Below are 23386 nucleotides of genomic sequence, written 5' to 3' on the forward strand. Positions count from 1 at the left end.
CACCACTTAAGCAGTATATAAGCAGTATTGTTATACAGGATAGAGGTGTATCAGTGGTTGTGTCTTATAGTCTGATAATCCCCCTCTCTCCGCCAATAAATTAATGTGACCTTGTATTTGACCGTAACGGTTGAAAATACAAGGTTTTTTATTTTCCACATTTTCCGCATATTATCCATTTTTTCCATATATTCCGTAGGATAAGCAGTAAATAAGCAGTAAATTATAAAAAATCATTTAATTTTTTCACAGCATCTTCTTTTACATCAGACATAACATGCGTATATATGTTCATAGTAGTTTTTATGTCTGCATGGCCCAATAGCTTTTGAACTGTTTTTATTTGTACCCCAGCTTCAAAAAGTCTAGTAGCATAGCAATGTCTAGTACCATGATAGTCAATATCTGCAAGATGTAATTTTTTGCATATAGCATGGAGATTTTTAGCAGGCCTTTTATTTGTTATATAATCCCCATTATCAGGATTATAAAAAACTAAATTCATTTTATTTATTTCCTTATCATTTTTAATAGTTTTGAGAAGCTTTATAGTCTTATCTGGTAGAGGAATTTCTCGATTTGATTTAGATGTTTTTGTGATAACTATCTTATCAATCCATTCTCCATTTACTTTAATTTTTTGTAATTGCTTATTAACCCTTAATGTTTTAGTTTTAAAGGATATATCATCCCAAGTTAATGCTAAAGTCTCCCCTAGTCTTAAACCCGCTCCAAAATTAAAAAGAATCATGTTTCTGATTACTTCATCTTCATATTTAGATTCATATAAATAATCTATCATTATCTTTTGTTCTAAAGCTGATAAAACTTTTATTTTATTGTTTTCTTGTTCTTTAAATTTTATTCGTTTTGCTGGATTATTTTTCATGATATTATCTATAACTGCAACTTCAAAGCAAGATTTTATTAAATCATTAATATATTCAATCTGACTAACACTATTTTCAGCTTGCAAATCTGAATAAAAAACTTTTAAGTCTGTATATGTTATCTCTTTCAACTTTGTGTACAAAAAAGGGGCTTTTTTTATATGATTATTATATAAACTTTCGTATTTATAGAAACTTTTTTCTTTTATTTCACCTTTTTTTATTCCATATAACCATTTATTAAAAAATTCATCAAAAACTATAGTGTCGGAATCTATTTTTAAACCGTATGAAGTTCTTTCGAATTCACTCTTTTTCTTAATAACTTCAATTTTAGTTTTTCCATAAAATGTTTTTTTCTTAGGTTTACCAGTCAGAGGGTCTTTTCCAAGAGTTACCTGAGATACCCATCTTTTTTTATTATCATCAAAATAAATAGATCCTTCGCCTTTACTTCTTCTTTTTTTCTTTTTTCCTATATCTTTTTCAACTTTTTCCATATAAAACCTCCATATAAAAGAAAAAGCCCTAAGGCTTATTAAATAGTTTTATTTTTTCCGTAGAATATTATTCCTTTTTCAAGTTTTTTTCTATAGGAGCATTGCAAACCAAGAAGCTTATTAGGTTGAACACATTGCTTAGCATCGCTACACATTTCGTATCTAGAGCAGCAAGAAAAATCTGATAATGAAAATACTGACTCATATATGCATAACATTAACTCATCAAATACAGGCAATAAATCTTGATATTTTACCTGCAACCAAATTGTAGCTTTATTTACTTTATAATCAATTTTGTTATTATCAAGGAAATCTTTATAATATTTCTTAATAAGTAGATATTTAATGCCCTTTTTTTCTAGTTTTTTAAAGAAGATTTGTCCTGTAACTAAATAGCTTATGTCATTTATATTTTTTCTTATCACGATATCTTCATATGGAAATCTATTATCATCAAAGCATTTTTTTATTTTATCAAGTAATAAATCATCAAAATTATCATTAATAGTTTCAACAAAAGTAATTTGATTATCCATTATATCCCCCACTTTTTATAAGCTTAAGAAAATCACTTTCATTTATCACTTTAATACTATGCCCCTCAGAAATAAGCTCATAAGCTCTTTCTTCTTTTGTGCTCATGCCATCATCACCAACTAGACTTATATCCTGCTCACCAACTATAAGATAATCAACTTTTTTACTTACTCCACTTTTTATAGTTGCGCCTATATCACAAACTATCTGCATAGCTTGTTTTCTAGATAAATGCTTTAATTCTCCAGTAAAAACTAGGTTTTTATTAAAAAAAGGATGTTTTTCATCAAAATTTTCAACATTTGGTGCAATTTCTTTAACAGATATTTTTTCAGGATAATTAACTTTCTTATTAGGTCTGTATGACTTAGGGACATTTACACCATAGGGAAATCTGTTTACTAAATTGATATCTTTATTAAGAATAAAATGTTTTATTGAATCAATACCGCAATGATCTAAAAGAGAAGTTACAATATAAGCACATGCAATAGCATCTTCTAATGCATCATGGTGTTTAAATTCATAGCCATAATAATCAGCTATATTACTTAATTTTCTTCCACAATCAGGATTTAACTTCATGGCCATATTCATACTACAAATATATTTAAAATTTGGCATGTCTATATTGTATTCCTCAAGACATGCTTTTAAAACTGTCATATCGAATAAAGCATTATGAGCAATAATAATATTGTCATTTTCAAAATAATCCTTAATTTCTATCCATAATTCATCAAATTTTGGAGATTCTTTAACTTTTTCAGGCGTTATTCCATGTATTTCTATATTATTTTCATCAAAAGCTAAAGAAGGCGGATAAATATAAGAACAATACTTATCAACTATAATTCCATCAGCTATCTTTACTATACCTATTTGACATGCACTATTATGTTTCATATTTGCAGTTTCAAAATCGATAGTTACGAAGTTCATAAAGATATCCCCCTTTAATCTTTAAGCGTAATTCAAATCTGCTGATTTTTCCATTGGTGTATGTTGCATATCTATTCCTATAAAATATCCTATCTCAGGTAAATGATGTTCTATATGATAGATTTCATGCATAAATACGCTGCACTGAGTTTCATAATTAACATTTCCATTTAAAACTATTACATAATTTTGTCTTTTGGTTTTATAAACCATTCCCAATATATTCTGATTAAGATGATTGACTACGGCCAACTTGATATCATAAGCACCTAATATGTCGAAAAAAGACAAGTGACCGCTTAATAGCGAGTTAAGTAATCTATTTTTCATAGCTGCTCTCCTTGATTAGTTTTCTGCATCCTCTTCATCTTCTATGGCTTTTATTATTTTTATTATTTGTCTTATGTCTTTTGGAGACATTTCTTTAGTCTGCTTAAACATAAGCTGCAAATCTTCTCTTTCCTTTAGTACTTCCCAAAATTCTAAAAGCTCAGGATCATCTTCTATAGAATCTTTTATTCTAGCATGAGACTCATAAGGATTTCTAATTTCTGATTTTCCCAAGAGGTAATCAATTGAAACATTGAAGTATTCAGACAAAGCAATTATCACTTTATCGTCTTTAGGAAATCTATCATCAGATTCATAATATCCAATTACTCTTTCAGAAATGTTAATGATAGAACCTAATTCTTTTTGAGTAATTTGCTTTTCATTTCTTAACATTTTCAGCCTATTGCCGAATGTCATGTTCATCACCTCTATTACTAATATAACAAATTGTTCTTGATATTAAATATAATAGAACAAAAAATTCTATACACTGTTGACAAAGAACAAAATGTTCTATATAATTAAAGAACAAAATGTTCTTGAGAAGGAGGTTTAAATTTGGAATCAAAAAATAGAAACAGTATTGAAAAATTAAGAAAACAAAAAGAAATTACACAAGAAGAACTAGCTATTAAACTAGATGTAACAAAAGATTATATATCTATGATTGAGAGAGGAGCTAGAACACCTAGCTTTAAACTAGCAAAAAAAATAGCTGATTATTTTAATACAACAGTAGATGATATTTTTTTTGATAACTAAAAGAACAAAATATTCGAAAAAGGAGAGATATTAATGATAGGGGATGTGGTTGGCTACAACAAATTTCGAGTTGAAATTCTTAGTGGAGAAAAGGTGGTAATTATAAATTTTGAATCTGAGCAGGAATATATGCACTGGTTGAATAACGGAATGGCATTTAATACAAGAGGCGTGATATTCGATTATGAGAATAAAAAAATAATCGAATTCTTGCAATAATTTGAAAGGAGCAAAGATATGGAGCATATTTCTTCTATAATCAAAAGGTTTGGGGATAAGCTAAATTCAATATCTAGAACAAATGTTAATTAGTAAAAAGTAGATTTTGAAAAAACATTTTAGAGTTTTTTCGGAAACTCGTGTAATTACTAGGTAAAAAAATCAGCTTCAAAGAATTATATCAATTCTGAAATTATTTTTTAAACTTTTCAATTTCATGCGTGTAATAGGTATCAAAAAGAAAGGAGGTCAAAATTTATATGAATCTAATGAGCGTAAAGGATTTATCTGCTAACTACAACATTAAGAAGAGCACTGCATACGAAATGGTTAAAATCAAAGGGTTTCCTGCTGTACGAGTTAATTCTAAATATTTTATTATCCAGGAAGATTTTGAGAAATGGATAAGAAGTAACATTGGCAAAACTGTTATGTAAAAAAATAAGCCAGGGCGGCTGGAAAGGACAAGCTAATGAAATATATTTTCTTCTATGAGCTTATAGACTGGACTAAGTTTGCAAGTAGTATGGAACCACTGCTAGGCGAGGGAGGCGGAATAATAATATCAGCTTTATTAAAAATAGTATCTATTTTAGTAATCACGCCACTGTTTATTATTATTCCTTGTTTATGTGCTTACTTAATTATAACAAGCATGAGAGGAGCATACCATGAGAGAACATTGCATAAACATCTACAAAACAGCAAGAGTTAATGCTAGTTTAACGCAAGAGCAAGCATCTGAGCTGCTAAATGTATCATGTAGAGCTTTATCAGATTACGAAAACGGTAAATATAAAGTTCCAGATGATTTAGTAGTAAGTATGACTGAAAAATATTATGCTTCATGGCTGCCTATAATGCATTTGAAGAATGTAGCTATAGGACTCAGTTTAGATAATGTAACTTTTAAGGAACTATCAGGAAGTACAGTAGGGTTTCAAAGCTCACTAGGACACATACAGGATGTATTAAGGCACTTAATTGATGTAGTTTCAGATGATGTTATTGATGAGCATGAAATTAAGACAGTAGAGCGTATACAAGATAAGTTATTTGACTTATTAATATCAACACTAAATTTAATTGTTTCACTGCAAGAAAAAAGCCCATCACGAGCGGCAACTCATAAAGGGGCATAAGAAATATTCTAAAGATATTATACCACATAGATTTTATTAATAAAAGTAAAGGAGGTCTTTTTATGCATATATATTTGCTAAATACCACAAGAGGGTGGTCTTATGAATGATTTACCTATAGTACCTAATTACTACGCTATTATCCCTTCAGAGGTTCGATATGATAGCAAACTTAAAGCTAATGAAAAACTTCTATTTGCAGAGATCACTTCATTAACCAATAAAAAGGGTTATTGCTATGCATCTAATGAATATTTTGCATCACTATATAGTACTAGCAAAGAGACTGTAAGTAGGTGGATATCTGGTTTAGAGAAGAGAGGATATCTTAAAAGAGTAATCATTAAAGATAATTTAGGTCAGATTATTGAGAGAAGATTATTCATTAATACTTTAGTAGGGGGTATTGACGAAAACATCAATAGGGGTATTGACCAAAATGTCAAAGAGAATAATAAAGATATTAAATATATATATAGTATTTTTGAAAAATGGAATTCAAAAGAATTCTTAATAAAACATAAAAAACTAAATAAAGACATGGAGCGTTATTGCTTAAAGGCCTTACAAAGTTATTCTGAGGAAGAAATCATTCAAGCTATTGATAGATTAGATTCAGCTATAGCAGATGAAGATTATTATTACAACCATAGATGGAGCTTTTATAACTTCTTTAAACAGTCTAACGGATTATCAAGCTGGCTAGATGAAGGTCAACAATACAATAACTATCTAGAGTTTAAATCATCTGGTGTAAAAGGTAAAGAATTTAAAAATAAAAATCAGGGAGATACAGACATTAAATTTAGAAGAGAGTTATAGAGGAGGATGTTTTATGGAGGCAGTGCAATTAGAAAGAAGTATATTAGCTTGTTTTTTCTTAGACCAAAGCTTTCTTAAGGATATAGATATTTTAAATGAGGATGATTTTACTGTTAATGAACATAGAAAGACTTTTGCAAACCTAAAATCTTTTGCTAAGACTGGGCTAATTCTTGACTTAGTAACCTATACATCACAATTTAGGGACGAAAAGATAATTTATTTATCTCACTTAGTTTCTCAAGTAAATGCAAGCTCTAAGAACTTCTATGATTACTGTAAGCAGCTTAAAGCTTTTACAAGTAAAAGAAAGCTTTTAGAGATTACTGAAAAGATTAATAAAAATATAAATGATCCTGAGATTTTCGATATAGCCGAAAGAGAGATTCTTAGTATCAGAGATAACAATAAGAGTAAGCAGATGTACACCTCAAGAGAGGTAATAGATATTGTTGTTCAGCAGACTTATGACAGAGCACAAAATCCAAACAAGCTATTAGGAATAGACACAGGGTTTAAAAAGCTCAATGAGGTTATAGATGGATTTCAGCCAGGTTTTCATGTTATAGCTGCTAGGCCAGGAATGGGGAAAACTAGTTTTGCGATTGATATAGCTTTGAACTGTGCTCTTAAGAGTGATAAAAAGGTTGGTTTTTTTACTTTAGAGTTGAGTAAAGAACAGATATATCAAAAGATGTTAATTCAAGAAACGATGATTGAAGGAGACCACATTTTTAAGGCTAGAATGAATGACAAAGAGTGGGAGAAGTTTAACAGGTCAGCTTCAGTTCTTTATAACAGCAGAATATTTGTTTCGGATGATATTAGCAAACTAGAAGAGATTGTATCACAAGCTAGAAGACTTAAAAAACAAGAAGATATTGATATTGTCTTTATAGATTACTTGCAGCTCATAGATTGTAGTCATGGATTAAATGAAAATGAGAAAACAGCTAAGATTTCTAGAACTTTAATGGCTTTATGGAAAGAGCTTGGGATTCCAATAATTGCGATTGCTCAGCTAAGTCGAGGCCCTGAAAGCAGAAATGATAGAAGACCGAGATTAGCCGATTTAAGAAACTCAGGACAAATTGAGCAGGATGCACTTACTGTAATAATGCTCTATCGTGATGAATATTATGATCCTAACAGTAAAGACCAAGGCAGAGCTGAAGTACTAATAGAGAAGAATCGCTTCGGACCTACAGGAATGTTTAAATTAGGATTTGTAGGACCTATGACGAAGTTTGTGGATATCGAAAGGGTGGCTAATAGATGATAGAAGGCAAAAGCTACGAGATAACTATAAAATTAAACACTGCAAAGAGCAAAGTTAAAATGAGAATGAAATTTTTAGAAGAGCTAAATAACGAGCTATATTTATTTAAACATCCAGCAGGATATAAAGAATGCTTCTTAAAAAAATTACATGGAATTGACTACATGATTAAGGAATAGGGAGTCAGTTATGAAGAATATACCTAGAGAATTAATAAAAGAGTATTTGGATGTAGTAGAAAATCTATATTTTAAAGGAATTAGCCTTGATAAAGCAGTTGTTTTAGGCAAAAGGTATTTGAACATGAGAATGAAGTAGAAAATACGCAATAGGTTGAGAGGCGGATAATTATGAATAAAACTAAAATTGATTGGTGCGATATGAGTTGGAATCCAGTGACAGGTTGCTTACACGATTGTAAGTACTGTTATGCTAGAAAAATTGCAAAGAGGTTTGGACTTCACATAGAAACAAGTAATTTAGAAGTTCTAGAAAAAAAGTTTACTCATGAAAGTAATTGCATAATGACAGGTGAAAAAGAGTCAATAGCTAGCGTATATCCATATGATTTCCATCCTACATTTCATAAATATAGATTAGATGAACCTAAAAAATATAATAAATCAAAAACTATATTTGTTGGTTCAATGACAGATCTATTTGGAGATTGGGTTCCAGATGAATGGATAGCGCAGGTTTTTAATTCTTGCGAAGAATCTGCTCAACATAGATATTTATTTTTAACTAGGAATCCTAAAAGATATTTAAATCTTGCAGCTGAAAAAAAGTTGCCATACAAAGAAAATATATGGCTAGGAACTAGCTTAACAAAACCATCTGATGAATATGTATGGTTTGAAAACACTCCATACAAAACATTTGTAAGCATAGAGCCTATACTTGAGCCATTTGGGGATTTAGAAAGTGGGATTATGCCAAATTGGATAATAGTAGGAGCTGAGACTGGAAATAGAAAAGGAAAAGTAATTCCTAAAAAAGAGTGGATTATGAAAATTAAAGAACAATGTAATTATTCAGGAGTACCAATTTTCATGAAAAAAAGTCTAAAGGAACTAATGGGAAATGATTTTGTGCAAGAATTTCCTTGGGAAGTTACACAATAGGTTGATATTGAGAAGGAGTTGAAAGTATGCATATACCTGAAAATATAAAAAATGCTATAAGAAAAGCTGGGAAATATAATGCAATGGCTGCCAAGAATAATGCAATAGCAAAAGCATGGGTAGAAAAACAAATTTTAGATGAAGAAAAGTATTTGGATATTTGGGTTGATGCTATTGAGATAACAACAGACGGCTCTGAGGAATTAATAAAGTTTCTTGAAAATGATTGTAATGGTTTTGATTAGTTTGAAACGCAATATAACCAGAATGCGAGGGATGATTTATGGAAACAACTTGGTACGAGGTTACTTGGCAACGCAAAGACAGAAAAACCGAAAAAGAGGGATTTACAAAAGAATTCAATGATATAAAAATAGCTATGGAAATGGCTGAATATATGTTAAGCGTAGAAAACAATGAAAATGTAAGAATGTTTAAGTATACAACAATTATGGAAGAAATTGAGATTAATAACGGGTAGTGGCAATAACCAGAATGTGAAGGAGGATGAAAGAATGAAGCGTTTTCCAAGAGATTGCGAAAAGGACTGTAAGTATTATCATGAGTATGATATGTCGGTAGATGATTATACGGCTCAGTGTTTTTTATTAAAAGCGGGATGCGATTTATGTGATCAAGAGTATTGTTTTCTTCTATGTCCTTTACCAGAAAGTGAGGAAAAATAATGGAATTCAAGCAAGAAGATATAAAGCTTAATGTAATCCAGGTCAACTGTAAAGGATTGGGGACAACTGAAAACAGAGACAGGTTTGTAAAAGTTGAACATATCCCTAGCGGTATTACTGTTACTGAATGGAGCCAATCTCAACCTAAGGCAAGAGACCTTGCAATGTTTAAACTTGAACAATTATTTAATTTATGGAATAACTCCATATAAACATAGAAAGCGAGGATAGATAATGGATAAGTATAAATCTGGCTTTACTGTTGAAGTTATAGATGGCGAATGTAGTGTGTGGGATATGGAATGGTTATTTGATAAAGAAAATAGTGCAGAAAATAAATTAGTGTTTATGGGCTATGATGCAAATTTATATCCTGCACCTAATTTCAGCACTTGGAAAGAAGGTAAATGGAAGCAAAAGCAAATAGATGCTGCATTAAGAAGAGCAAGAGATTTTGAGGGTGAAGTTTGGTTGGATGATGTAAGGATTAAATAACCAGAAAGTGAGAGCGAGTGATGAAGGTTTGGGAGAAAATGAGGGAATTTAAAGAATCAAACGCAAGCAGAAATGTAATTAGAGGTTGGTGTTTATCCAATAGAATTACACCAGATTTAGTAACTGATGTATTAGATATGGTTGGGAAAGATGCTGAGAGTATAGAAATAATAGCTTATGAAACAGAACAAAAAGATGCTTATCAATGGCTAGATAATTTTCTTGATTCTGAATTCATTTAGCGGTTGAGAAGGGAGAAGAATAACTTATGGCTAAAAAGCTACCAGTTCAATATCAATGTGAAATATGCGGTAGAGTATGGGATGGTTTGAATGATGCTGTTATATGTGAGCATTCGCATAATAGAGTTGAAGAAGTGGTTGCAAGCTTCTTTGAAATACCTGAGAGGTTTAAATATCCAAATAGGATTGATTGTAAAATGCAGGATGGTGAAATAGTCAGTTATATCAGATTCGGAGGCAAAGTATGAAATTTGATTATGATGATATGCTAACTAGCGAGAAGCAAGACTCTAAAGGAAATATTATGAGGGAATGCACTAGCTGTGGGGGAAGAACAATCATGGTTTATATGGAATACCAATACTACAAGGTGTTATGCGAGAACTGTGACGAAACTCCTCCTAGATTTAAAGAGAAGAGTATGGATAGAGCTATGAAGAAATGGAATAGTGGTTATTTTTTTAAACGAGCTGAAAGCGAGGAATAGTAATGAAATATCAATTTAATACTAATAATCTTAAAGTTATAAATCAAGCGACACTCATTGAGGTTGCAGAGGTTGAAACGGAATATTTTCTACCATTTCAAAATCAAAGTTGTGAAACTATTGAAAAGGCAGTATATGAGCTACTAGATTGCGCAGCTACTAAAGGTACTGACGAAGAAAGCTTAATTTATCTATCTAAGTTAATAAATGTACTAAAAGAGCCTTATATAATAGACATTTTTGAATATAACAAGAAAATTGATGAACTCAATAAGCTTAAGAAATTGATAATTACTGAAATAAATGACATAGCATTTAATACTAGTGGTGATTATTAAATAAGAAAGTGAGGCTGATTGAAGTGGATTACTATTTTATAAGTGAAGAGGATTATAAAATAGCTGAAAGTAATGGAATCAGTAGAAATGTAGTATATCAAAGAGTAAACAGTTATTGCTGGGGCGTTAAAAGGGCAATAACTGAACCTATAAGAAAGCTTAAAAAGCATGATGAGAAGATTATAAATAAAGCTTTAGAAAATGGAATAAGTAGAAGAGCTTATTATAACAGGCTGAAAAATGGATGGAGTGTTGAAAAAGCTTCATCCACTCCGATAATGTCAAAAGAGGAAATATACAAAAATAATGCTAAAAAGAGTACGAAATATCCAGAATATAAATCTCTAGCTGAGGAAAATGGAGTGCCTTATTCAACTTTCATAAGAAGAGTTAGAACAGGATGGGACATAAAAGATGCATATACAATAAAACCAATGTCAAAATCTGAGGCTGGGAAAATCAATAAAAGTAATAATAAATACTTATTTTTAAATATGAATTAAGAAAGGAGAATGTGAAATATGACAAAAGAACAAATAAACGATTTACAAGAATGTGCATTGATGGCTGAAATAGGAGAAGATAAAGACTGCTCGACTTGTTCATGTAATGGATGCATAGCTGAAAATCAAAGCAATCTAACGGCAAATGAATATCAAAAGGCAGCTCTTAGGACTGCGAATAGTGAAAATCTAGAAGATTTATTACTAAATGGTGTTTTAGGACTTTGTGGAGAGTCTGGAGAAGTGTCTGATCATATTAAGAAATGGAAATTCCAAGGACATGGTTTAGATAAAGAAAAGTTATTAAATGAATTAGGGGATGTATGCTGGTACATAGCAGTTTTAGCAAAAGCCCTAGAAACTGATTTGGAAACAGTAATGAATTTAAATATAAAGAAATTAAAAAATAGATATCCAAATGGCTTTGAGTCTGAAAGGTCAATTAACAGGGAGGATTAAAATGAATAATGTAACTTTGATAGGAAGAAGTACAAGAGAGCCAGAATTAAAATACATTCCATCTACAGGAAATGCTGTTGCGACTTTTTCAATCGCAGTTGATAGAGATTTCACTGGTAAAGAAGGTAAAAAGCTAACTGATTTCTTTAACATAGTAGTATGGGGTAAAAGTGCAGAGCGCTGCTCTAAATATTTAGGCAAAGGCAAATTGGTAGCAATTAAAGGTAATATTCAAAATAAAACCTATGAAACAAAAGAAGGAGAAAAAAGATACATTACCGAGATAGTATCAGAAAGATTGCAAATACTTGAATGGGAAAAAAATAATACTGAAGATGCTCAAAGTTTTAAACCTGATGAATATAGCCAAGTTGATTTTGATGAATCAGAGGTGCCATTTTAGGAGGTACTATGACAGAAATAAGGTGTATTAAATGCAATAAGCTATTAGGAGTCATAACAGTCAATAAAAGACATAATGATTTTAACATAATCATAAAATGTCCTAGATGCAAATGTTCGCATGAGTATATTGTTAAAATTGAAAAATTAGAGGACCAAGAGTCCCAGGGTGCATAAACCTTGGGGCTTTTTCTGTTATTTGGAGGTGATTTAGTGAATTATGTTGAGCCAATACGAGATTATAATAAGCTTCAAGACATACTAGAGTACTTGAAGTATGAAAATAAAAGAAATTATATCATGGTAATGATAGGTTGCTATACAGCTCTTAGGATATCCGATATTTTAAGGCTGAAAGTAAAGGATGTTAAGAATAAGAAGAATATAACTATGAGGGAACAAAAGACAGGTAAACAGAAAATAATACCTATTAACGCAGTACTAAGAAAAGCCTTAGAAGGTTATATAAAAGATAAAAAAGAGTATGAATATCTAATTAAGTCTAGGGAAAAAGAGAATAAGGCTATTACTAGAGATACTGCATATAAGATTTTAAAGGACATTGGAGAAAAGTTTGAATTAGAGAATGTGGGAACTCATACTCTTAGAAAAACATTTGGATATCATTTTTATCAGCAGACTAAAAATATAGTAGTGCTGCAGGAGTTTTATAATCATAGTGATCCTTCAGTTACGCTTAAGTATATAGGAATAAATCAGGAAGCAGTTAATAAAGCTGTTTTAAATTTTGATTATAGGGAGTAGTTTTATTATTTTTTTATCTATTGAGTTATACATATTGAGGAAATGTATAATTCATTTTTAAGAATATATTTGAAAGAATGTAAAAATACACAAAAAAAAGAATTTGGTGAGTTATACACAATTAAATGTTTATGTATAATTCAAAAAAGCAGGTGAAAACAGTGAAAACTATTGAAAACACTAGGATTGATAAGGCTGAATATAAACGAATTATGACTAATAGAATAAATGAGGTACTAGAATCTGAAAAAGGGACTGACTTCAACGCATTGATTTTTAAAGGATATATAGAAAAAAACGGTGCAAATAATTTAGTTTTAAGCCTTAATCAAGAAGGGCATAGGGTTATCACACCATATGGAACTAGAAAGTGGCTTACAACTGATATAAGAGAGTGGGTTTTAAGAGAGGAAAATCAAAAGAATATCAATAAGGATTTAGCAGATATAGTAATTACTATGATTAACTACACGGGGAAAGCAAGTTTTGAGCAGAGACTTTTTAGAAGCATGAAGAAAGTTTTTAAACTTTAGGATGTTGGAGGGAATGTTTATGTGCGTAAAAGATAAACTTCAAGAATATTTATGGATAAATAGAAATATTGAGCAACTAGAGAATGAATTATTAGTTATAGAATCAAGGGTAATGAAAGTTACACCAACTCTTTCGAATTTGCCTAAGATGAAAGGATATAATGACACATTAGCTGAAAATGTAGGAAAAATGATTGAACTTCAGAATATAATTAATAAAAATCTCAATAAACTATATGGATTGAAAGTAGAGATTGAAACTTTAATTAATAAACTTCCTACTAGAGAACAGTATTTAGTAAGGGCACGATATATGGAAAAAAAGACATGGGAACAAATAGCAGTTGAAATGTGTTACAGTTGGCCACAAGTACATAGGATACACTCTAATGCACTTAGAATATTAGAAATTAAATCATGATACACAATGATACACTGTTTTAAGTTATTATGATATTAGTTACGAGTGCATATAAGTAACCTCCTTACCCTATAGAGTCTCTAAAATGAGGCTCTTTTTTCATGCAATGAGGTGAATCATGAAGGTAATAGATAAAATAGGACACTTTAAGTTAGTAAGAGATTCACGAGATTTTATTGTAATAAATGAATTAGGAGATTATTCAGCTCATGCGCATTTCAAAAGTGAAACAGGTGCTAGGGATTGCATAAGGTTAATCAATAAAGGACTATTGCCTAGGAACGAATATTATAGAAAAGCATGTAAGAGACTATTGTTTCAGCATGAATATGATAGATTGATTGAAAGAAATAAAGAAAAATATATTAATGTCAACAAAGGTGTTAGGCGTTAATAGAAATGGTTGCTGCTTATGCAGAGGGAAAGAATATCCTACATAAAACGATGGCCAGGGGCGGGAGGCTATGGATATACAAACAAGAATACCTATTATATAATCTAAGAAAATAATAGGAGGTATTAAGTCAATGAAAAAAATACTAATCATGCTAGCAATGGCGTTACTACTTACTGGGTGCCAAGCTAAAGAAGTTTCGCAAGAAATCCAAGAAGTCAAAGAAGAACCTAAAACTAAACAGACATTAGATGTTAATGTGATAGGTGTGACAGAACACACAGAAGATAAGTGGGATGAGCTAGAAGATGGTAAAAAACTAATATTGTTAGAAGTAAGCATAACTAATAATAGTACTGATGATTATGAATTTAATCCTAACTATTTATTACTAAACATAAACTCTCAGAAAGAAAGTATAAGCGATAAAATACCTAAAGATACAGAAGTACTGAACGGTGGTTATATTAAGCCTGGAGAAACGCTCAAAGGATATGTATCTTTTGAAGTAATGGAGAATATAACTGATTATGAGGTATATTACGAAGATTATGGCGATAACAGTTTCAAAGTAAAATAGGTGATAGAGTGGCAAAAGAATATGCAAAGAAGTTTTATAAATCAAAAGCATGGCAGAAATGTCGTGCTTCTTTTATTGCAAAAAGAAAAAAAATAGATGGTGGAATATGCGAACACTGCAAGAACCAATTAGGATATATAGTCGACCATATCGAAGAAATTAGTCCATTAAACATTAATGATCCTGAGATAACACTTAATCATAAGAACCTGCAGTATTTATGCTTGGAATGCCACAACATTAAAACATTTAGCAAGCACTCAGCATTAAGAGAAGGATTTGCGTTTGATGAGAACGGAGATTTAATTTTTACAGAGTCCCCCCATAAAATTATTGATTGATTTTTGCCAAAGGACCGAAGGGGAACCTCTGAATAATACACGGGGCATTTTCACAAGACCCCCCACCCTATCGAAAGGAGGTGATTTGAGTGGCAACGAAAAAAGCTTCAACAAAGCTCAAGAAAACAATAGTTAGACAGCCTAAAGAACCCATAAAAGAAAAAGATAAAAAGATTAATAATGAGATACGAAGACTTACAGGAATTTTCAAAGATATAGAAAAAAATAAAAGGTTGACCAGTAAGGGACTTATTGAAGAGGCTGCATACATGAAAGCAACACTCGTAGAACTCAAAGCCTCTATAGATGAAAATGGACCAATAGATGAGATGCAACAAGGAGAATATTCAATCCTTCGAGAACATCCAGCTTTAAAAGCATACAACAGCATGGTTCAAAGATACACAACTGTGATAAAACAACTTTCAGACTTATTACCAAAAGAGTTACCAAAAGAAGTCTCAGATGGTTTTGATGAGTTTGTAGGTGGTAGAAGTGATTAGAAATAATCCAGACATAATTTATGGAAAAATTAAACCTACTGTTGATGCAAAAGGATTAAGACATTATCCAAAAGATTATAATCCCATAATCGAATATTATGAGCAAATAAAGAAAAAACAAGCAATTGTTTCAATAAAAATTGAAAAAACCTATAAAAAAATAGTAAATGACATAAAAAATTCAAAATCGGAGTGGTACTATAGCACAGCTAGAGCAAATCATATTTTAGAATTTGCTGAAAATTACTGCAGACATTCCAAAGGTAAGCAAGGTGGAAAGAGAATTACTCTAGAATTATGGGAAAAAGCTTTTCTTGCTACTATATTTGGATTTATTAACATTGAAGGAATTAGAAAATATCAAAGAGCAGTACTGATAGTAGGTAAAAAAAATGGTAAATCTTTATTAGCGTCTATAATTGGACTTTATTTGCAAATAGGAGACAATGAGTCAGGTCCTGAAATATACGCAGTTGCGACTAAAAAAGACCAGGCTAAAATCATATGGCAAGAAGCTAAAAGTATGGTTAGGAAATCCCCAACTCTTAAAAAAAGAATTAAGGCGCTTACTCATGAACTTGATAGCAGAGAGTACAATGATGGAGTTTTTAGACCTTTAGCGAGTGATAGTGATACTTTAGATGGTCTTAATGTTCATGGTGTATTAATGGATGAGTTCCATCAATGGAAACATGGTAGACCACTTTATGACATTATGGCTGATGGTATTACTGCGAGAGAACAGCCTCTTATTTTCATGTGTTCTACTGCAGGTACGATAAGAGAAGACATTTATGATGAAATATATGAAGAAGCAGAACTTACTATTAATGGATATGATCTAGAAGATGGATTCAAAGATGAGCGTTCTATTTACTTTGTTTATGAGCTAGACAAGAAATCAGAGTGGGAAGATGAGAAATGCTGGTATAAAGCTAATCCAGGACTAGGAACTATTAAGAATTTAGTAACTTTAAGGGATAAAGTCAACAGAGCTAAGAAGAACAGCAATCTAGTTAAAAACTTAGTATGCAAAGAGTTTAATATAAGAGAAACATCAACAGAAGCATGGCTTTCTTATGATGAGCTTAATAACCCAGCTAAGTTTGATATAAGCTTACTTAAACCTGATTATGGAATAGGAGGCAGTGACTTATCAAGTACTACTGACTTAACTTGTGGAACGATTATTTTTATGCTGCCTGAGGATAAAACTATATATGTAGAGCAAATGTACTGGATGCCTGAAGACTTACTAGATATAAAAATAAAAGAAGACCACATACCTTATGACAAATGGGTAGAACAAGGTTTGCTTAGACTTTGCGAAGGAAACAAGGTTCATTACAGAGATGTTAAGGAATGGTTTGTTGAAATTACTGAAAAGCATGACCTTTATATTCCATATCACGGTTATGATGCATGGTCAGCAACTTACTATGTTGAGGATATGAGAAACTACTATGGTAAGAATGGAATGGAATCAGTAATACAAGGCAGTAAGACACTTTCATCACCTATGAAATCATTAGGAGCAGATTTAAAAGCTAAAAGAATTAATTATAATAATAACCCTATAACAAAATGGTGTTTAAGTAACACAACTGTTGTAATAGATAAAAATAATAACATTCAACCTGCAAAAGGAGCAAGTAGTAAGAAAAGAATAGACGGTATGGCAAGCTTATTAAACGCATATGTAGTGCTTGAAAGACACTATGATGAATATATCAACTTAATTTAAGGAGGTGAATCATGGGAATATTAGATAGATTTAAAAATAAAGCTGTTACTATCACGAACTACAAACTGATTACTCAATCAGGGAGTGGTTTTTTTAATTATGACGGAAAATTATATCAATCTGATATTGTTAGGGCTTGTATAAGGCCTAAAGCTCAAGCAGTTGGAAAAATTATTGGAAAGCATATAAGAGAAGACCCTGCTGGATTAAAAATAAATCCAGAGCCATATATTAAGTTTCTTCTAGAAGAACCTAATCCATATATGACTGGGCAAATGTTACATGAAAAAATGACAATACAGCTAATGCTCAATAATAATGCTTTTGCACATATACAAAGGGATGAAAATGGATATCCAGTAGCCATATACCCTATACCTGCTAATTCGGTAGAGGCTATTCAAGATGAAAACTTTAATTTATATCTTAAGTTTCAAATGGCTAATGGTAGATCATACACTTTTAAGTATTCAGACATAATACATCTTAGAAGAGACTTTAATTCAAACGATATATTTGGAGATAATCCAGCCACGGCACTAACACAGCTCATGGAGATAGTGACAACAACAGACCAAGGGATTATAAATGCAATAAAAAATTCCAATGTTATTAAATGGCTGTTAAAGTTCCATACTACTCTTAAGCCAGAAGATATCAAGAAGCAAACAAAACAGTTTGTAGATGACTTTTTAAAAATAGAAGATGCTACAGATGGTAGTTCAGCAGGTGCTGCAGCCACAGATGCTAAATTTGATGCACAGCAGGTAACACCCAATGATTATGTGCCAAATGCTTCGTTAGTTGATAAGACAATAGATAGAATTTACAACTTTTTTAATACTAATAAAAACATAATCCAATCATCTTTCAACGAAGATGGCTGGATTTCTTATTATGAGGCTGAAATTGAGCCAGTTGTAATGCAATTATCAGGAGAATATACAAGAAAGATATTTTCCAGAAGGGAGCGTGGTTTTGGAAATAAGATTGTATTCGAATCAACAAATCTTTCTTTTGCTAGTATGCAGACAAAACTAGGTTTAGTTCAGTTTGTAGACAGAGGAATAATGAATCCTAATGAAGTTAGAGAAATCTTAAATCTAGCTCCAATAGCAGAAGGGGATGTCTATGTAAGAAGGTTAGATACTAGACCAACAACAGAATAAGGAGGTGAAGCATGGCAAAAGTAAGAATAGCAGGAGTAATAATTTCAAATGACCAGAAATGGATATATGACTGGTTCGAAATGGATTCATTCTGTCCAAATGATTTACGAAAAGCTATCACTGATGAATATGAAACTATTGAAGTTGAAATCAATAGTGGTGGTGGAAGTGTGTTTGCAGGAAGTGAAATTTATACAGCATTAAAAAACCATAAAGGACAAGTTAATGTAAGTATAGTTGGCTTAGCTGCAAGTGCAGCAAGTGTAATAGCTATGGCAGGTAAAACAGTTAAAATGTCTCCTACTGCTCAGTTCATGGTGCATAATGTTTCAGCACAAGGAGAAGGAGATTATAGAGACATGCAACATATGGCAGACATACTTAAGACTGCAAATGAAACTGTTGCAAGTGCATATATCTTAAAAACTGGTAAATCTAAAGATGAAATCTTGGCCATGATGGATAAAGAAACATGGCTAACAGCTGAAAAAGCTAAAGAGTATGGTTTCATTGATGAAGTTATGTTTACAAATGATGATTCTAAATTTCAGCTATTAGCTAATTTTATGCCAAATATCATTCCTACAAATGTTATTGAAAAAATGGTAAAAGAAAAAGCTCAAGCCGAATTAGATATTTTAAAATTGAGAGGAGAAATACAATGAACAGAGAAAAATATTTACAGATGAGAAATGCATTAATGACAGAGGCTCAAAATCTTTTGAATGAGGGCAAATTTGAAGAAATGAAAGCTAAAAAAGCTGAGATTGAAAAATTAGATAGCGATTTTGAAGCTATAGCAACTGAGCAAGCAAATTTAGCAGCACTAGAAAACAAAGCAGTGCCATATAACCCTGAGAATTCTGCAGTTAATCCTATAGGAGCTAAAGTAGTAGGAACAACCGAGCAAGACAACAGCAAAGTAGATTATGAGACTGTATTTGCTAAAGTAGCACTGAAAAGACCACTTAATAATGCAGAAATAGAGGTTTATAACAAATATAACCCTGAAAATGCATATACTCACAATACTACAAATACTGAAATCATGATTCCTGAAACTGTAATAGCTGGAATCATGAAAGAAGCTGTAGAACTACATCCTATACTAGGAGATGTAAGAAAACTTGGAATTAAAGGAATCGTTAAATTTGTAAAACACACTGGAATTGTAGCTGGAGATGCTAAATATTACACAGAATCTCAAGTTGTTGAAGATGAAGAAAATACTTTTGGAGAAATTGTTCTAGGGGGACATGAGTTATCTAAGTCTGTTACAGTAAGCTGGAAATTACAAGAAATGGCTGTTTCTGATTTTATTCCATTTATTCAAGAAGAACTTGGTGAAAGAATCGGAGCTGCTAAAGCACATGCTATAGTAAGAGGTAACGGAACTGACCAACCTACTGGAATTATTACTGCTCTAAAAGCTCAAACATTAACTCCTCAAATAAAGACTTATGCAACTACACCAGGTTATTCTGATTTAACTGCTGCTATGGCTAAGATAGCTTCGGAGTTTGCTGGCGGTGTAAAATTTTATGTTAACACTAGCACTCTTTGGAACAATCTTGCTAACCTGCTTGATGGACAAAATAGACCTATTTTTATTCCAGACCCAACTTCTGGTGGAGTAGGAAGAATATTTGGTAAAGTAGTTGAAGTTGAAGATGCTTTATTAGATGGGGAAATTCTTCTTGGGAATTCAGCTAAAGGTTATATTGTTAATACTCAAGAACAAATGAGATTAGTTACTGAGCAACATGCAAAAGCTAGAACTACTGATTTCGTAGCTTATGAAGTAAATGACGGAAATGTATTAGCTGAAAAAGCATTCGCTTTAATTGAAAAGGCTGCAGGTTAAATATATGGCTGGGAAACCAGCCTTTTTTATTTAGGAGGTGAAGCATGTTAGTAGTTAAACATGAATTTCAAGATAAATACTCAGGAAAAGTAATAAAAGTAGGTACAATACTTGAAATAGAAGACGAAAACAGAAAAAAAGACCTACTTAGCAGACAATTAATTGTAGAAGCAGATGTATTAGTTTTGAAGCAAGATGATCAAGAAGAAGAAAGCGAACTTACAGTAAAAGAAATTAAATTAATGCTAGAGGAAAAAGGAATTGAATATACTCCTAGAGATAATAAAGCTAAGTTATTACAGCTTTTAAAAGGAGATAGTTAATGGAGGGATAATATGCTAGAAAAAATAAAAATGTCCCTAAGAATAAAGCATACGGCATTAGATGATGAATTAATAGACATGATAGCTGCAGCTAAAAAGGACTTAGCTAGGGTAGGCATAATAAATATAACTGATGAAGATACTTTAATAATTCAAGCTGTTAAATTGTATTGCAAATGGCATTTAAACTATGAATCTGATGCGGATAGATACAAAGAAGCATATACATCAATGGCACAATCATTGTCCATGAGTGGTGATTACAGTGTATAACGAGATTATAAAGCTAAGAAAGATAGATAGAACCTATGATGAGGTAGGAGAACCAATAGAAACATCAACCGAAATAGAAGTTTATGCCAAGATATTAAGTATAGGCCAACAGGAATTTTATATGGCTCATACTGCAGGTTTAAAGCCTGAACTAAAGTTTGAAATAGCTGATTATTTGGATTATCAAAATGAATCTGAAATAGAGCATGAAGGCAAGATATACAGAGTGCTGAAAACTTACAGAAAAAGTTCTAAAGCTTTAGAAATAACAGTCTACGGAGGTGTAGACCTTGCCACTTCCTAATGCCAAAATGAAAATAAATAAAGATGGAGTTAAGTTTGAAAGTAATGTAGATGCAGTAATGTATTCAATGACTGAGTTATCAAGAGCAGCACTTAGAGATACGGCAAAATTCCTTAGAAAACGGATGGTAGAAAAGCTAAGAAATCTACAAGGAATGAGAAAATCTAAAAGACCTTATAGCTCTACACAGTACTGGGTTAGAAAAAGAGAAACAGATTTGCAAATAGGATTTAAGCATAACACCTGGTATGGAGCATTTCAGGAACTTGGAGATAGAGGACAGCCAAAGAGAGATATATTAAGAGGAACTGTTATGGAAAATCTTGATGAAATACAGAGAATACAAGCACAATATTTATCTGCACTAAATCAAGAAAAACCAGATATACCAAGTGAAGAAGAATATTTAAGCCCACAAGGAGAAGAGTAATATGAGAGAATTGAAAAAGCAACTTAGAAATACTCTCCTTAGCATATGCCCTAATGTTTATGCTTTTGAAAAAGCCCCAGCAGACGGACCAGTACCATATCTAACCTACGATTTAGCACAAGGTACAAATATAGAAGACCAAATCGTATGGATTGTAGATGTTGATATATGGGATAAGAACATAAATGAAATAAATGTTGATGATCTAGTAAAAAAGCTAAAAAAACTTAATAGATTTAATTTTATTAACGATAAAATTCAATTTAGCATGCACTTAGATAGAATTATTAACACTAAATCTGAAAGCCTAGATTGGAAAAGAAAAACGGTAGTGTTTAACATTAGATATTATGATAGGGAGGTATAGAAATGCCATTACAATTTACTGGATTTAATGCTAATACAGCAGAAAATTTACTACTAGATGCTGGAGCATTATACAAGAATTTAGACGAAACACTAATGACAGGAACTCTTATAGGAGCAACACAAGGCGGTAATACATTTACAGCTAAACCAAATATGAGAAACATTCCAATTGACGGAGTTAAAAGCACAAGAGTAAAAGGACTTAATGTTATAGACAGCTGGGAAGTAAGCTTAGCAACAAACTTGCTAGAAGTCACAAAGGACACATTAGCTATGGCACTTGGAGCAGTTACAGTTACATCAGGAACTACTCATGATGAGATTACTGCTAATAACTATATTTTAGAGACTAACTATCTAGAGAATATAGCTTTTGTAGGAAAGCTTAGCGGAAGTGATGATCCAGTAGTTATTATTATTTATAACGCTTTATCCACTGAAGGTCTTAGCCTTAATATGCAAGATGCTTCAGAAGGTAAAATTCCAGCTACATTCTACGGACATTTAGATTCAACTGAACTGGATACTCCACCTTTTAAAATACTATATCCTAAACCAGTAGTTACACCATAGGAGGATTAAATGAGAAGATTACAGACTAAAGATGTTTTCAAGGTTAGTAAGATTATTAAAAAAATGAATCTAGATTTCACTATAAGTGAAGGAATGTCGCAACACGAAGCTGGAACACTAGTTATCAAGCAGATGGCTGAAAACATGCACATGGCAGAGGCTGAAATAACAGACTTTATGGCTGATTTAGTAGGCATATCCGCTGAGGAATACGCTAAGTTACCTCTAATAGATACAATGAAGTACTTTGAAGAGTTGAAAGAGCAGGAAGATATCAAAAGTTTTTTATCATTTGTGGGCAAATTAGATACATAGAATTGTATGATTTGCTCTTAAAAAGATATAAAAGCTTAGATGCTGTAATGGAATTAGATGTACTTGATGCAATAGAGCTTATAAAGAAAGCGTATCAAGAAGAAGAAAAAGAAAAATTATGGCAACTATATTTAACTAAATATCCTTACATGGATAAAGAAACTTATGTATCTTTTGAGGACTTTTGCAATCCATCTAAGGTTATTAATAAGACATATGAAAACAAGACATTTGAAGAAATAGTAAGTGAAGCAGAGAGCATATTAGATAGTCTTAGAACTAGATAATGTACTCTCTTTTTTTACCTTTACGCAAGAAAG

At 31.6% G+C, this 23386-nt stretch carries 46 protein-coding genes; 41 read left to right on the forward strand and 5 right to left on the reverse strand.

What is annotated here, in order from left to right; all coding sequences use genetic code 11:
- Positions 1 to 223: 223 nt before the first annotated feature.
- Genes B5X47_RS03995 through B5X47_RS04015 form a run of 5 tightly spaced genes read right to left on the reverse strand, consistent with a single transcriptional unit; the run spans position 224 to position 3622 of the window.
- The gene (locus B5X47_RS03995) at positions 224 to 1390 is read right to left on the reverse strand and encodes a tyrosine-type recombinase/integrase (protein WP_079588927.1); all 1167 of its coding nucleotides are present in this window, start codon (positions 1388 to 1390) and stop codon (positions 224 to 226) included.
- A gap of 38 nt (positions 1391 to 1428) precedes the next feature.
- On the reverse strand, positions 1429 to 1929 hold the full coding sequence (locus tag B5X47_RS04000) for a hypothetical protein (protein ID WP_079588928.1): 501 nt from the start codon (positions 1927 to 1929) through the stop codon (positions 1429 to 1431).
- Entirely contained in the window at positions 1922 to 2872 is a 951-nt protein-coding gene (locus tag B5X47_RS04005; protein WP_079588929.1) for an exonuclease domain-containing protein, read from the reverse strand. The genes B5X47_RS04000 and B5X47_RS04005 overlap by 8 nt, the downstream gene beginning before the upstream one ends.
- A gap of 21 nt (positions 2873 to 2893) precedes the next feature.
- Positions 2894 to 3202: a M78 family metallopeptidase domain-containing protein gene (locus B5X47_RS04010; protein ID WP_079588930.1), complete on the reverse strand. Its 309-nt coding sequence runs from the start codon at positions 3200 to 3202 to the stop codon at positions 2894 to 2896.
- Positions 3203 to 3217: 15 nt separating this feature from the next.
- Positions 3218 to 3622 (reverse strand): helix-turn-helix domain-containing protein, encoded by a 405-nt coding sequence (locus tag B5X47_RS04015; protein WP_079588931.1) that lies wholly within the window; start codon positions 3620 to 3622, stop codon positions 3218 to 3220.
- A gap of 141 nt (positions 3623 to 3763) precedes the next feature.
- On the opposite strand from B5X47_RS04015, the gene B5X47_RS04020 reads away from it, so the two are divergent.
- The 41 genes from B5X47_RS04020 (at position 3764) to B5X47_RS04205 (ending at position 23353) form a co-directional block, all read left to right on the forward strand.
- The gene (locus tag B5X47_RS04020; protein WP_079588932.1) at positions 3764 to 3967 is read left to right on the forward strand and encodes a helix-turn-helix transcriptional regulator; all 204 of its coding nucleotides are present in this window, start codon (positions 3764 to 3766) and stop codon (positions 3965 to 3967) included.
- Between the two features lie 33 nt (positions 3968 to 4000).
- Positions 4001 to 4186, forward strand: a complete 186-nt coding sequence (locus tag B5X47_RS04025) for a hypothetical protein (RefSeq protein WP_079588933.1) — start codon at positions 4001 to 4003, stop codon at positions 4184 to 4186.
- 260 nt (positions 4187 to 4446) lie between these two features.
- A complete protein-coding gene (locus B5X47_RS04030; protein ID WP_079588934.1) occupies positions 4447 to 4623 on the forward strand; it encodes a helix-turn-helix domain-containing protein in 177 nt (58 codons plus the stop codon).
- 35 nt (positions 4624 to 4658) lie between these two features.
- Entirely contained in the window at positions 4659 to 4901 is a 243-nt protein-coding gene (locus B5X47_RS13685) for a hypothetical protein (protein ID WP_143215756.1), read from the forward strand.
- Positions 4858 to 5328 carry a helix-turn-helix transcriptional regulator gene (locus B5X47_RS04035; RefSeq protein ID WP_079588935.1) on the forward strand — a complete coding sequence of 157 codons (471 nt, stop codon included), beginning with the start codon at positions 4858 to 4860 and terminating at the stop codon, positions 5326 to 5328. Before B5X47_RS13685 ends, B5X47_RS04035 begins: the two co-directional genes overlap by 44 nt.
- A 102-nt stretch (positions 5329 to 5430) precedes the next feature.
- Positions 5431 to 6150 (forward strand): helix-turn-helix domain-containing protein, encoded by a 720-nt coding sequence (locus B5X47_RS04040; protein WP_079588936.1) that lies wholly within the window; start codon positions 5431 to 5433, stop codon positions 6148 to 6150.
- A 13-nt stretch (positions 6151 to 6163) separates the two neighbouring features.
- On the forward strand, positions 6164 to 7429 hold the full coding sequence (locus tag B5X47_RS04045; protein ID WP_079588937.1) for a replicative DNA helicase: 1266 nt from the start codon (positions 6164 to 6166) through the stop codon (positions 7427 to 7429).
- On the forward strand, positions 7426 to 7608 hold the full coding sequence (locus B5X47_RS04050) for a hypothetical protein (protein WP_079588938.1): 183 nt from the start codon (positions 7426 to 7428) through the stop codon (positions 7606 to 7608). Before B5X47_RS04045 ends, B5X47_RS04050 begins: the two co-directional genes overlap by 4 nt.
- A gap of 10 nt (positions 7609 to 7618) precedes the next feature.
- Positions 7619 to 7747 (forward strand): hypothetical protein, encoded by a 129-nt coding sequence (locus B5X47_RS14005; RefSeq protein WP_278278411.1) that lies wholly within the window; start codon positions 7619 to 7621, stop codon positions 7745 to 7747.
- A 32-nt stretch (positions 7748 to 7779) separates the two neighbouring features.
- The gene (locus B5X47_RS04055; RefSeq protein WP_079588939.1) at positions 7780 to 8553 is read left to right on the forward strand and encodes a DUF5131 family protein; all 774 of its coding nucleotides are present in this window, start codon (positions 7780 to 7782) and stop codon (positions 8551 to 8553) included.
- A 26-nt stretch (positions 8554 to 8579) separates the two neighbouring features.
- Positions 8580 to 8798, forward strand: a complete 219-nt coding sequence (locus B5X47_RS04060) for a hypothetical protein (RefSeq protein ID WP_079588940.1) — start codon at positions 8580 to 8582, stop codon at positions 8796 to 8798.
- Between the two features lie 38 nt (positions 8799 to 8836).
- Positions 8837 to 9034, forward strand: a complete 198-nt coding sequence (locus B5X47_RS04065; RefSeq protein WP_079588941.1) for a hypothetical protein — start codon at positions 8837 to 8839, stop codon at positions 9032 to 9034.
- A 34-nt stretch (positions 9035 to 9068) separates the two neighbouring features.
- Positions 9069 to 9239 carry a hypothetical protein gene (locus B5X47_RS13775; RefSeq protein ID WP_159446391.1) on the forward strand — a complete coding sequence of 57 codons (171 nt, stop codon included), beginning with the start codon at positions 9069 to 9071 and terminating at the stop codon, positions 9237 to 9239.
- Entirely contained in the window at positions 9239 to 9451 is a 213-nt protein-coding gene (locus tag B5X47_RS04070; protein ID WP_079588942.1) for a hypothetical protein, read from the forward strand. The genes B5X47_RS13775 and B5X47_RS04070 overlap by 1 nt, the downstream gene beginning before the upstream one ends.
- Before the next feature lie 22 nt (positions 9452 to 9473).
- Entirely contained in the window at positions 9474 to 9734 is a 261-nt protein-coding gene (locus B5X47_RS04075; RefSeq protein ID WP_079588943.1) for a hypothetical protein, read from the forward strand.
- A gap of 38 nt (positions 9735 to 9772) precedes the next feature.
- The gene (locus B5X47_RS04080) at positions 9773 to 9976 is read left to right on the forward strand and encodes a hypothetical protein (RefSeq protein ID WP_143215757.1); all 204 of its coding nucleotides are present in this window, start codon (positions 9773 to 9775) and stop codon (positions 9974 to 9976) included.
- A 26-nt stretch (positions 9977 to 10002) separates the two neighbouring features.
- On the forward strand, positions 10003 to 10224 hold the full coding sequence (locus B5X47_RS04085; RefSeq protein WP_079588945.1) for a hypothetical protein: 222 nt from the start codon (positions 10003 to 10005) through the stop codon (positions 10222 to 10224).
- On the forward strand, positions 10221 to 10463 hold the full coding sequence (locus B5X47_RS04090) for a hypothetical protein (protein ID WP_079588946.1): 243 nt from the start codon (positions 10221 to 10223) through the stop codon (positions 10461 to 10463). Before B5X47_RS04085 ends, B5X47_RS04090 begins: the two co-directional genes overlap by 4 nt.
- A gap of 2 nt (positions 10464 to 10465) precedes the next feature.
- On the forward strand, positions 10466 to 10801 hold the full coding sequence (locus B5X47_RS04095) for a hypothetical protein (protein WP_079588947.1): 336 nt from the start codon (positions 10466 to 10468) through the stop codon (positions 10799 to 10801).
- A 23-nt stretch (positions 10802 to 10824) separates the two neighbouring features.
- Positions 10825 to 11304 carry a hypothetical protein gene (locus tag B5X47_RS04100; protein WP_079588948.1) on the forward strand — a complete coding sequence of 160 codons (480 nt, stop codon included), beginning with the start codon at positions 10825 to 10827 and terminating at the stop codon, positions 11302 to 11304.
- An 18-nt stretch (positions 11305 to 11322) separates the two neighbouring features.
- Positions 11323 to 11763: a nucleoside triphosphate pyrophosphohydrolase family protein gene (locus B5X47_RS04105; protein ID WP_330395733.1), complete on the forward strand. Its 441-nt coding sequence runs from the start codon at positions 11323 to 11325 to the stop codon at positions 11761 to 11763.
- A 1-nt stretch (position 11764) separates the two neighbouring features.
- Complete coding sequence (locus B5X47_RS04110; RefSeq protein WP_079588949.1) at positions 11765 to 12166, forward strand: single-stranded DNA-binding protein; 402 nt, start codon at positions 11765 to 11767, stop codon at positions 12164 to 12166.
- Positions 12167 to 12378: 212 nt separating this feature from the next.
- Entirely contained in the window at positions 12379 to 12930 is a 552-nt protein-coding gene (locus B5X47_RS04115) for a site-specific integrase (RefSeq protein WP_079588950.1), read from the forward strand.
- 161 nt (positions 12931 to 13091) lie between these two features.
- Complete coding sequence (locus tag B5X47_RS04120; RefSeq protein WP_079588951.1) at positions 13092 to 13463, forward strand: hypothetical protein; 372 nt, start codon at positions 13092 to 13094, stop codon at positions 13461 to 13463.
- A 19-nt stretch (positions 13464 to 13482) separates the two neighbouring features.
- Complete coding sequence (locus B5X47_RS04125; RefSeq protein ID WP_079588952.1) at positions 13483 to 13884, forward strand: sigma factor-like helix-turn-helix DNA-binding protein; 402 nt, start codon at positions 13483 to 13485, stop codon at positions 13882 to 13884.
- A 118-nt stretch (positions 13885 to 14002) separates the two neighbouring features.
- On the forward strand, positions 14003 to 14278 hold the full coding sequence (locus B5X47_RS04130) for a hypothetical protein (RefSeq protein ID WP_079588953.1): 276 nt from the start codon (positions 14003 to 14005) through the stop codon (positions 14276 to 14278).
- 151 nt (positions 14279 to 14429) lie between these two features.
- Complete coding sequence (locus B5X47_RS04135; protein WP_159446392.1) at positions 14430 to 14858, forward strand: DUF4352 domain-containing protein; 429 nt, start codon at positions 14430 to 14432, stop codon at positions 14856 to 14858.
- Between the two features lie 8 nt (positions 14859 to 14866).
- Complete coding sequence (locus tag B5X47_RS04140) at positions 14867 to 15199, forward strand: HNH endonuclease (RefSeq protein ID WP_079588955.1); 333 nt, start codon at positions 14867 to 14869, stop codon at positions 15197 to 15199.
- A gap of 89 nt (positions 15200 to 15288) precedes the next feature.
- The gene (locus tag B5X47_RS04145) at positions 15289 to 15702 is read left to right on the forward strand and encodes a hypothetical protein (protein ID WP_242951000.1); all 414 of its coding nucleotides are present in this window, start codon (positions 15289 to 15291) and stop codon (positions 15700 to 15702) included.
- Entirely contained in the window at positions 15695 to 17446 is a 1752-nt protein-coding gene (locus B5X47_RS04150; RefSeq protein WP_242951001.1) for a terminase large subunit, read from the forward strand. The genes B5X47_RS04145 and B5X47_RS04150 overlap by 8 nt, the downstream gene beginning before the upstream one ends.
- A gap of 11 nt (positions 17447 to 17457) precedes the next feature.
- Entirely contained in the window at positions 17458 to 18615 is a 1158-nt protein-coding gene (locus B5X47_RS04155) for a phage portal protein (protein WP_079588956.1), read from the forward strand.
- An 11-nt stretch (positions 18616 to 18626) separates the two neighbouring features.
- Positions 18627 to 19280 carry a head maturation protease, ClpP-related gene (locus tag B5X47_RS04160; RefSeq protein ID WP_079588957.1) on the forward strand — a complete coding sequence of 218 codons (654 nt, stop codon included), beginning with the start codon at positions 18627 to 18629 and terminating at the stop codon, positions 19278 to 19280.
- Positions 19277 to 20479: a phage major capsid protein gene (locus B5X47_RS04165; RefSeq protein WP_079588958.1), complete on the forward strand. Its 1203-nt coding sequence runs from the start codon at positions 19277 to 19279 to the stop codon at positions 20477 to 20479. Before B5X47_RS04160 ends, B5X47_RS04165 begins: the two co-directional genes overlap by 4 nt.
- A 44-nt stretch (positions 20480 to 20523) precedes the next feature.
- Positions 20524 to 20802 carry a hypothetical protein gene (locus tag B5X47_RS04170; protein ID WP_079588959.1) on the forward strand — a complete coding sequence of 93 codons (279 nt, stop codon included), beginning with the start codon at positions 20524 to 20526 and terminating at the stop codon, positions 20800 to 20802.
- 12 nt (positions 20803 to 20814) lie between these two features.
- The gene (locus B5X47_RS04175) at positions 20815 to 21075 is read left to right on the forward strand and encodes a head-tail connector protein (protein WP_079588960.1); all 261 of its coding nucleotides are present in this window, start codon (positions 20815 to 20817) and stop codon (positions 21073 to 21075) included.
- Complete coding sequence (locus tag B5X47_RS04180) at positions 21068 to 21379, forward strand: phage head closure protein (protein ID WP_159446393.1); 312 nt, start codon at positions 21068 to 21070, stop codon at positions 21377 to 21379. Before B5X47_RS04175 ends, B5X47_RS04180 begins: the two co-directional genes overlap by 8 nt.
- 7 nt (positions 21380 to 21386) lie before the next feature.
- Entirely contained in the window at positions 21387 to 21809 is a 423-nt protein-coding gene (locus tag B5X47_RS04185; protein ID WP_143215759.1) for an HK97-gp10 family putative phage morphogenesis protein, read from the forward strand.
- A gap of 1 nt (position 21810) precedes the next feature.
- Positions 21811 to 22176: a hypothetical protein gene (locus B5X47_RS04190; protein ID WP_079588963.1), complete on the forward strand. Its 366-nt coding sequence runs from the start codon at positions 21811 to 21813 to the stop codon at positions 22174 to 22176.
- 2 nt (positions 22177 to 22178) lie between these two features.
- Complete coding sequence (locus tag B5X47_RS04195; RefSeq protein WP_079588964.1) at positions 22179 to 22751, forward strand: hypothetical protein; 573 nt, start codon at positions 22179 to 22181, stop codon at positions 22749 to 22751.
- A 9-nt stretch (positions 22752 to 22760) separates the two neighbouring features.
- Positions 22761 to 23066 (forward strand): hypothetical protein, encoded by a 306-nt coding sequence (locus B5X47_RS04200; protein WP_079588965.1) that lies wholly within the window; start codon positions 22761 to 22763, stop codon positions 23064 to 23066.
- A gap of 2 nt (positions 23067 to 23068) precedes the next feature.
- Positions 23069 to 23353, forward strand: coding sequence for a hypothetical protein (locus tag B5X47_RS04205; protein WP_079588966.1), 285 nt, complete (start codon positions 23069 to 23071; stop codon positions 23351 to 23353).
- The last annotated feature ends 33 nt before the right edge of the window (positions 23354 to 23386 follow it).

Source organism: Acetoanaerobium noterae (assembly GCF_900168025.1).
GTDB lineage: Bacteria > Bacillota > Clostridia > Peptostreptococcales > Filifactoraceae > Acetoanaerobium > Acetoanaerobium noterae.

Coding starts and splice junctions, on each gene's coding strand:
- B5X47_RS04065 (WP_079588941.1), top strand. CDS start 8,837: ATGGAAACAACTTGGTACGAGGTTACTTGGCAACGCAAAGACAGAAAA.
- B5X47_RS04040 (WP_079588936.1), top strand. CDS start 5,431: ATGAATGATTTACCTATAGTACCTAATTACTACGCTATTATCCCTTCA.
- B5X47_RS03995 (WP_079588927.1), bottom strand. CDS start 1,390: ATGGAAAAAGTTGAAAAAGATATAGGAAAAAAGAAAAAAAGAAGAAGT.
- B5X47_RS13775 (WP_159446391.1), top strand. CDS start 9,069: ATGAAGCGTTTTCCAAGAGATTGCGAAAAGGACTGTAAGTATTATCAT.
- B5X47_RS04130 (WP_079588953.1), top strand. CDS start 14,003: ATGAAGGTAATAGATAAAATAGGACACTTTAAGTTAGTAAGAGATTCA.
- B5X47_RS04030 (WP_079588934.1), top strand. CDS start 4,447: ATGAATCTAATGAGCGTAAAGGATTTATCTGCTAACTACAACATTAAG.
- B5X47_RS14005 (WP_278278411.1), top strand. CDS start 7,619: ATGAAGAATATACCTAGAGAATTAATAAAAGAGTATTTGGATGTAGTA.
- B5X47_RS04155 (WP_079588956.1), top strand. CDS start 17,458: ATGGGAATATTAGATAGATTTAAAAATAAAGCTGTTACTATCACGAAC.
- B5X47_RS04170 (WP_079588959.1), top strand. CDS start 20,524: ATGTTAGTAGTTAAACATGAATTTCAAGATAAATACTCAGGAAAAGTA.
- B5X47_RS04055 (WP_079588939.1), top strand. CDS start 7,780: ATGAATAAAACTAAAATTGATTGGTGCGATATGAGTTGGAATCCAGTG.
- B5X47_RS04135 (WP_159446392.1), top strand. CDS start 14,430: ATGCTAGCAATGGCGTTACTACTTACTGGGTGCCAAGCTAAAGAAGTT.
- B5X47_RS04045 (WP_079588937.1), top strand. CDS start 6,164: ATGGAGGCAGTGCAATTAGAAAGAAGTATATTAGCTTGTTTTTTCTTA.
- B5X47_RS04000 (WP_079588928.1), bottom strand. CDS start 1,929: ATGGATAATCAAATTACTTTTGTTGAAACTATTAATGATAATTTTGAT.
- B5X47_RS04015 (WP_079588931.1), bottom strand. CDS start 3,622: ATGACATTCGGCAATAGGCTGAAAATGTTAAGAAATGAAAAGCAAATT.
- B5X47_RS04165 (WP_079588958.1), top strand. CDS start 19,277: ATGAACAGAGAAAAATATTTACAGATGAGAAATGCATTAATGACAGAG.
- B5X47_RS04125 (WP_079588952.1), top strand. CDS start 13,483: ATGTGCGTAAAAGATAAACTTCAAGAATATTTATGGATAAATAGAAAT.
- B5X47_RS04190 (WP_079588963.1), top strand. CDS start 21,811: ATGAGAGAATTGAAAAAGCAACTTAGAAATACTCTCCTTAGCATATGC.
- B5X47_RS04070 (WP_079588942.1), top strand. CDS start 9,239: ATGGAATTCAAGCAAGAAGATATAAAGCTTAATGTAATCCAGGTCAAC.
- B5X47_RS04035 (WP_079588935.1), top strand. CDS start 4,858: ATGAGAGAACATTGCATAAACATCTACAAAACAGCAAGAGTTAATGCT.
- B5X47_RS13685 (WP_143215756.1), top strand. CDS start 4,659: ATGAAATATATTTTCTTCTATGAGCTTATAGACTGGACTAAGTTTGCA.
- B5X47_RS04005 (WP_079588929.1), bottom strand. CDS start 2,872: ATGAACTTCGTAACTATCGATTTTGAAACTGCAAATATGAAACATAAT.
- B5X47_RS04160 (WP_079588957.1), top strand. CDS start 18,627: ATGGCAAAAGTAAGAATAGCAGGAGTAATAATTTCAAATGACCAGAAA.
- B5X47_RS04175 (WP_079588960.1), top strand. CDS start 20,815: ATGCTAGAAAAAATAAAAATGTCCCTAAGAATAAAGCATACGGCATTA.
- B5X47_RS04075 (WP_079588943.1), top strand. CDS start 9,474: ATGGATAAGTATAAATCTGGCTTTACTGTTGAAGTTATAGATGGCGAA.
- B5X47_RS04080 (WP_143215757.1), top strand. CDS start 9,773: ATGAGGGAATTTAAAGAATCAAACGCAAGCAGAAATGTAATTAGAGGT.
- B5X47_RS04105 (WP_330395733.1), top strand. CDS start 11,323: ATGACAAAAGAACAAATAAACGATTTACAAGAATGTGCATTGATGGCT.
- B5X47_RS04200 (WP_079588965.1), top strand. CDS start 22,761: ATGAGAAGATTACAGACTAAAGATGTTTTCAAGGTTAGTAAGATTATT.
- B5X47_RS04025 (WP_079588933.1), top strand. CDS start 4,001: ATGATAGGGGATGTGGTTGGCTACAACAAATTTCGAGTTGAAATTCTT.
- B5X47_RS04050 (WP_079588938.1), top strand. CDS start 7,426: ATGATAGAAGGCAAAAGCTACGAGATAACTATAAAATTAAACACTGCA.
- B5X47_RS04195 (WP_079588964.1), top strand. CDS start 22,179: ATGCCATTACAATTTACTGGATTTAATGCTAATACAGCAGAAAATTTA.
- B5X47_RS04090 (WP_079588946.1), top strand. CDS start 10,221: ATGAAATTTGATTATGATGATATGCTAACTAGCGAGAAGCAAGACTCT.
- B5X47_RS04185 (WP_143215759.1), top strand. CDS start 21,387: ATGAAAATAAATAAAGATGGAGTTAAGTTTGAAAGTAATGTAGATGCA.
- B5X47_RS04110 (WP_079588949.1), top strand. CDS start 11,765: ATGAATAATGTAACTTTGATAGGAAGAAGTACAAGAGAGCCAGAATTA.
- B5X47_RS04060 (WP_079588940.1), top strand. CDS start 8,580: ATGCATATACCTGAAAATATAAAAAATGCTATAAGAAAAGCTGGGAAA.
- B5X47_RS04010 (WP_079588930.1), bottom strand. CDS start 3,202: ATGAAAAATAGATTACTTAACTCGCTATTAAGCGGTCACTTGTCTTTT.
- B5X47_RS04095 (WP_079588947.1), top strand. CDS start 10,466: ATGAAATATCAATTTAATACTAATAATCTTAAAGTTATAAATCAAGCG.
- B5X47_RS04085 (WP_079588945.1), top strand. CDS start 10,003: ATGGCTAAAAAGCTACCAGTTCAATATCAATGTGAAATATGCGGTAGA.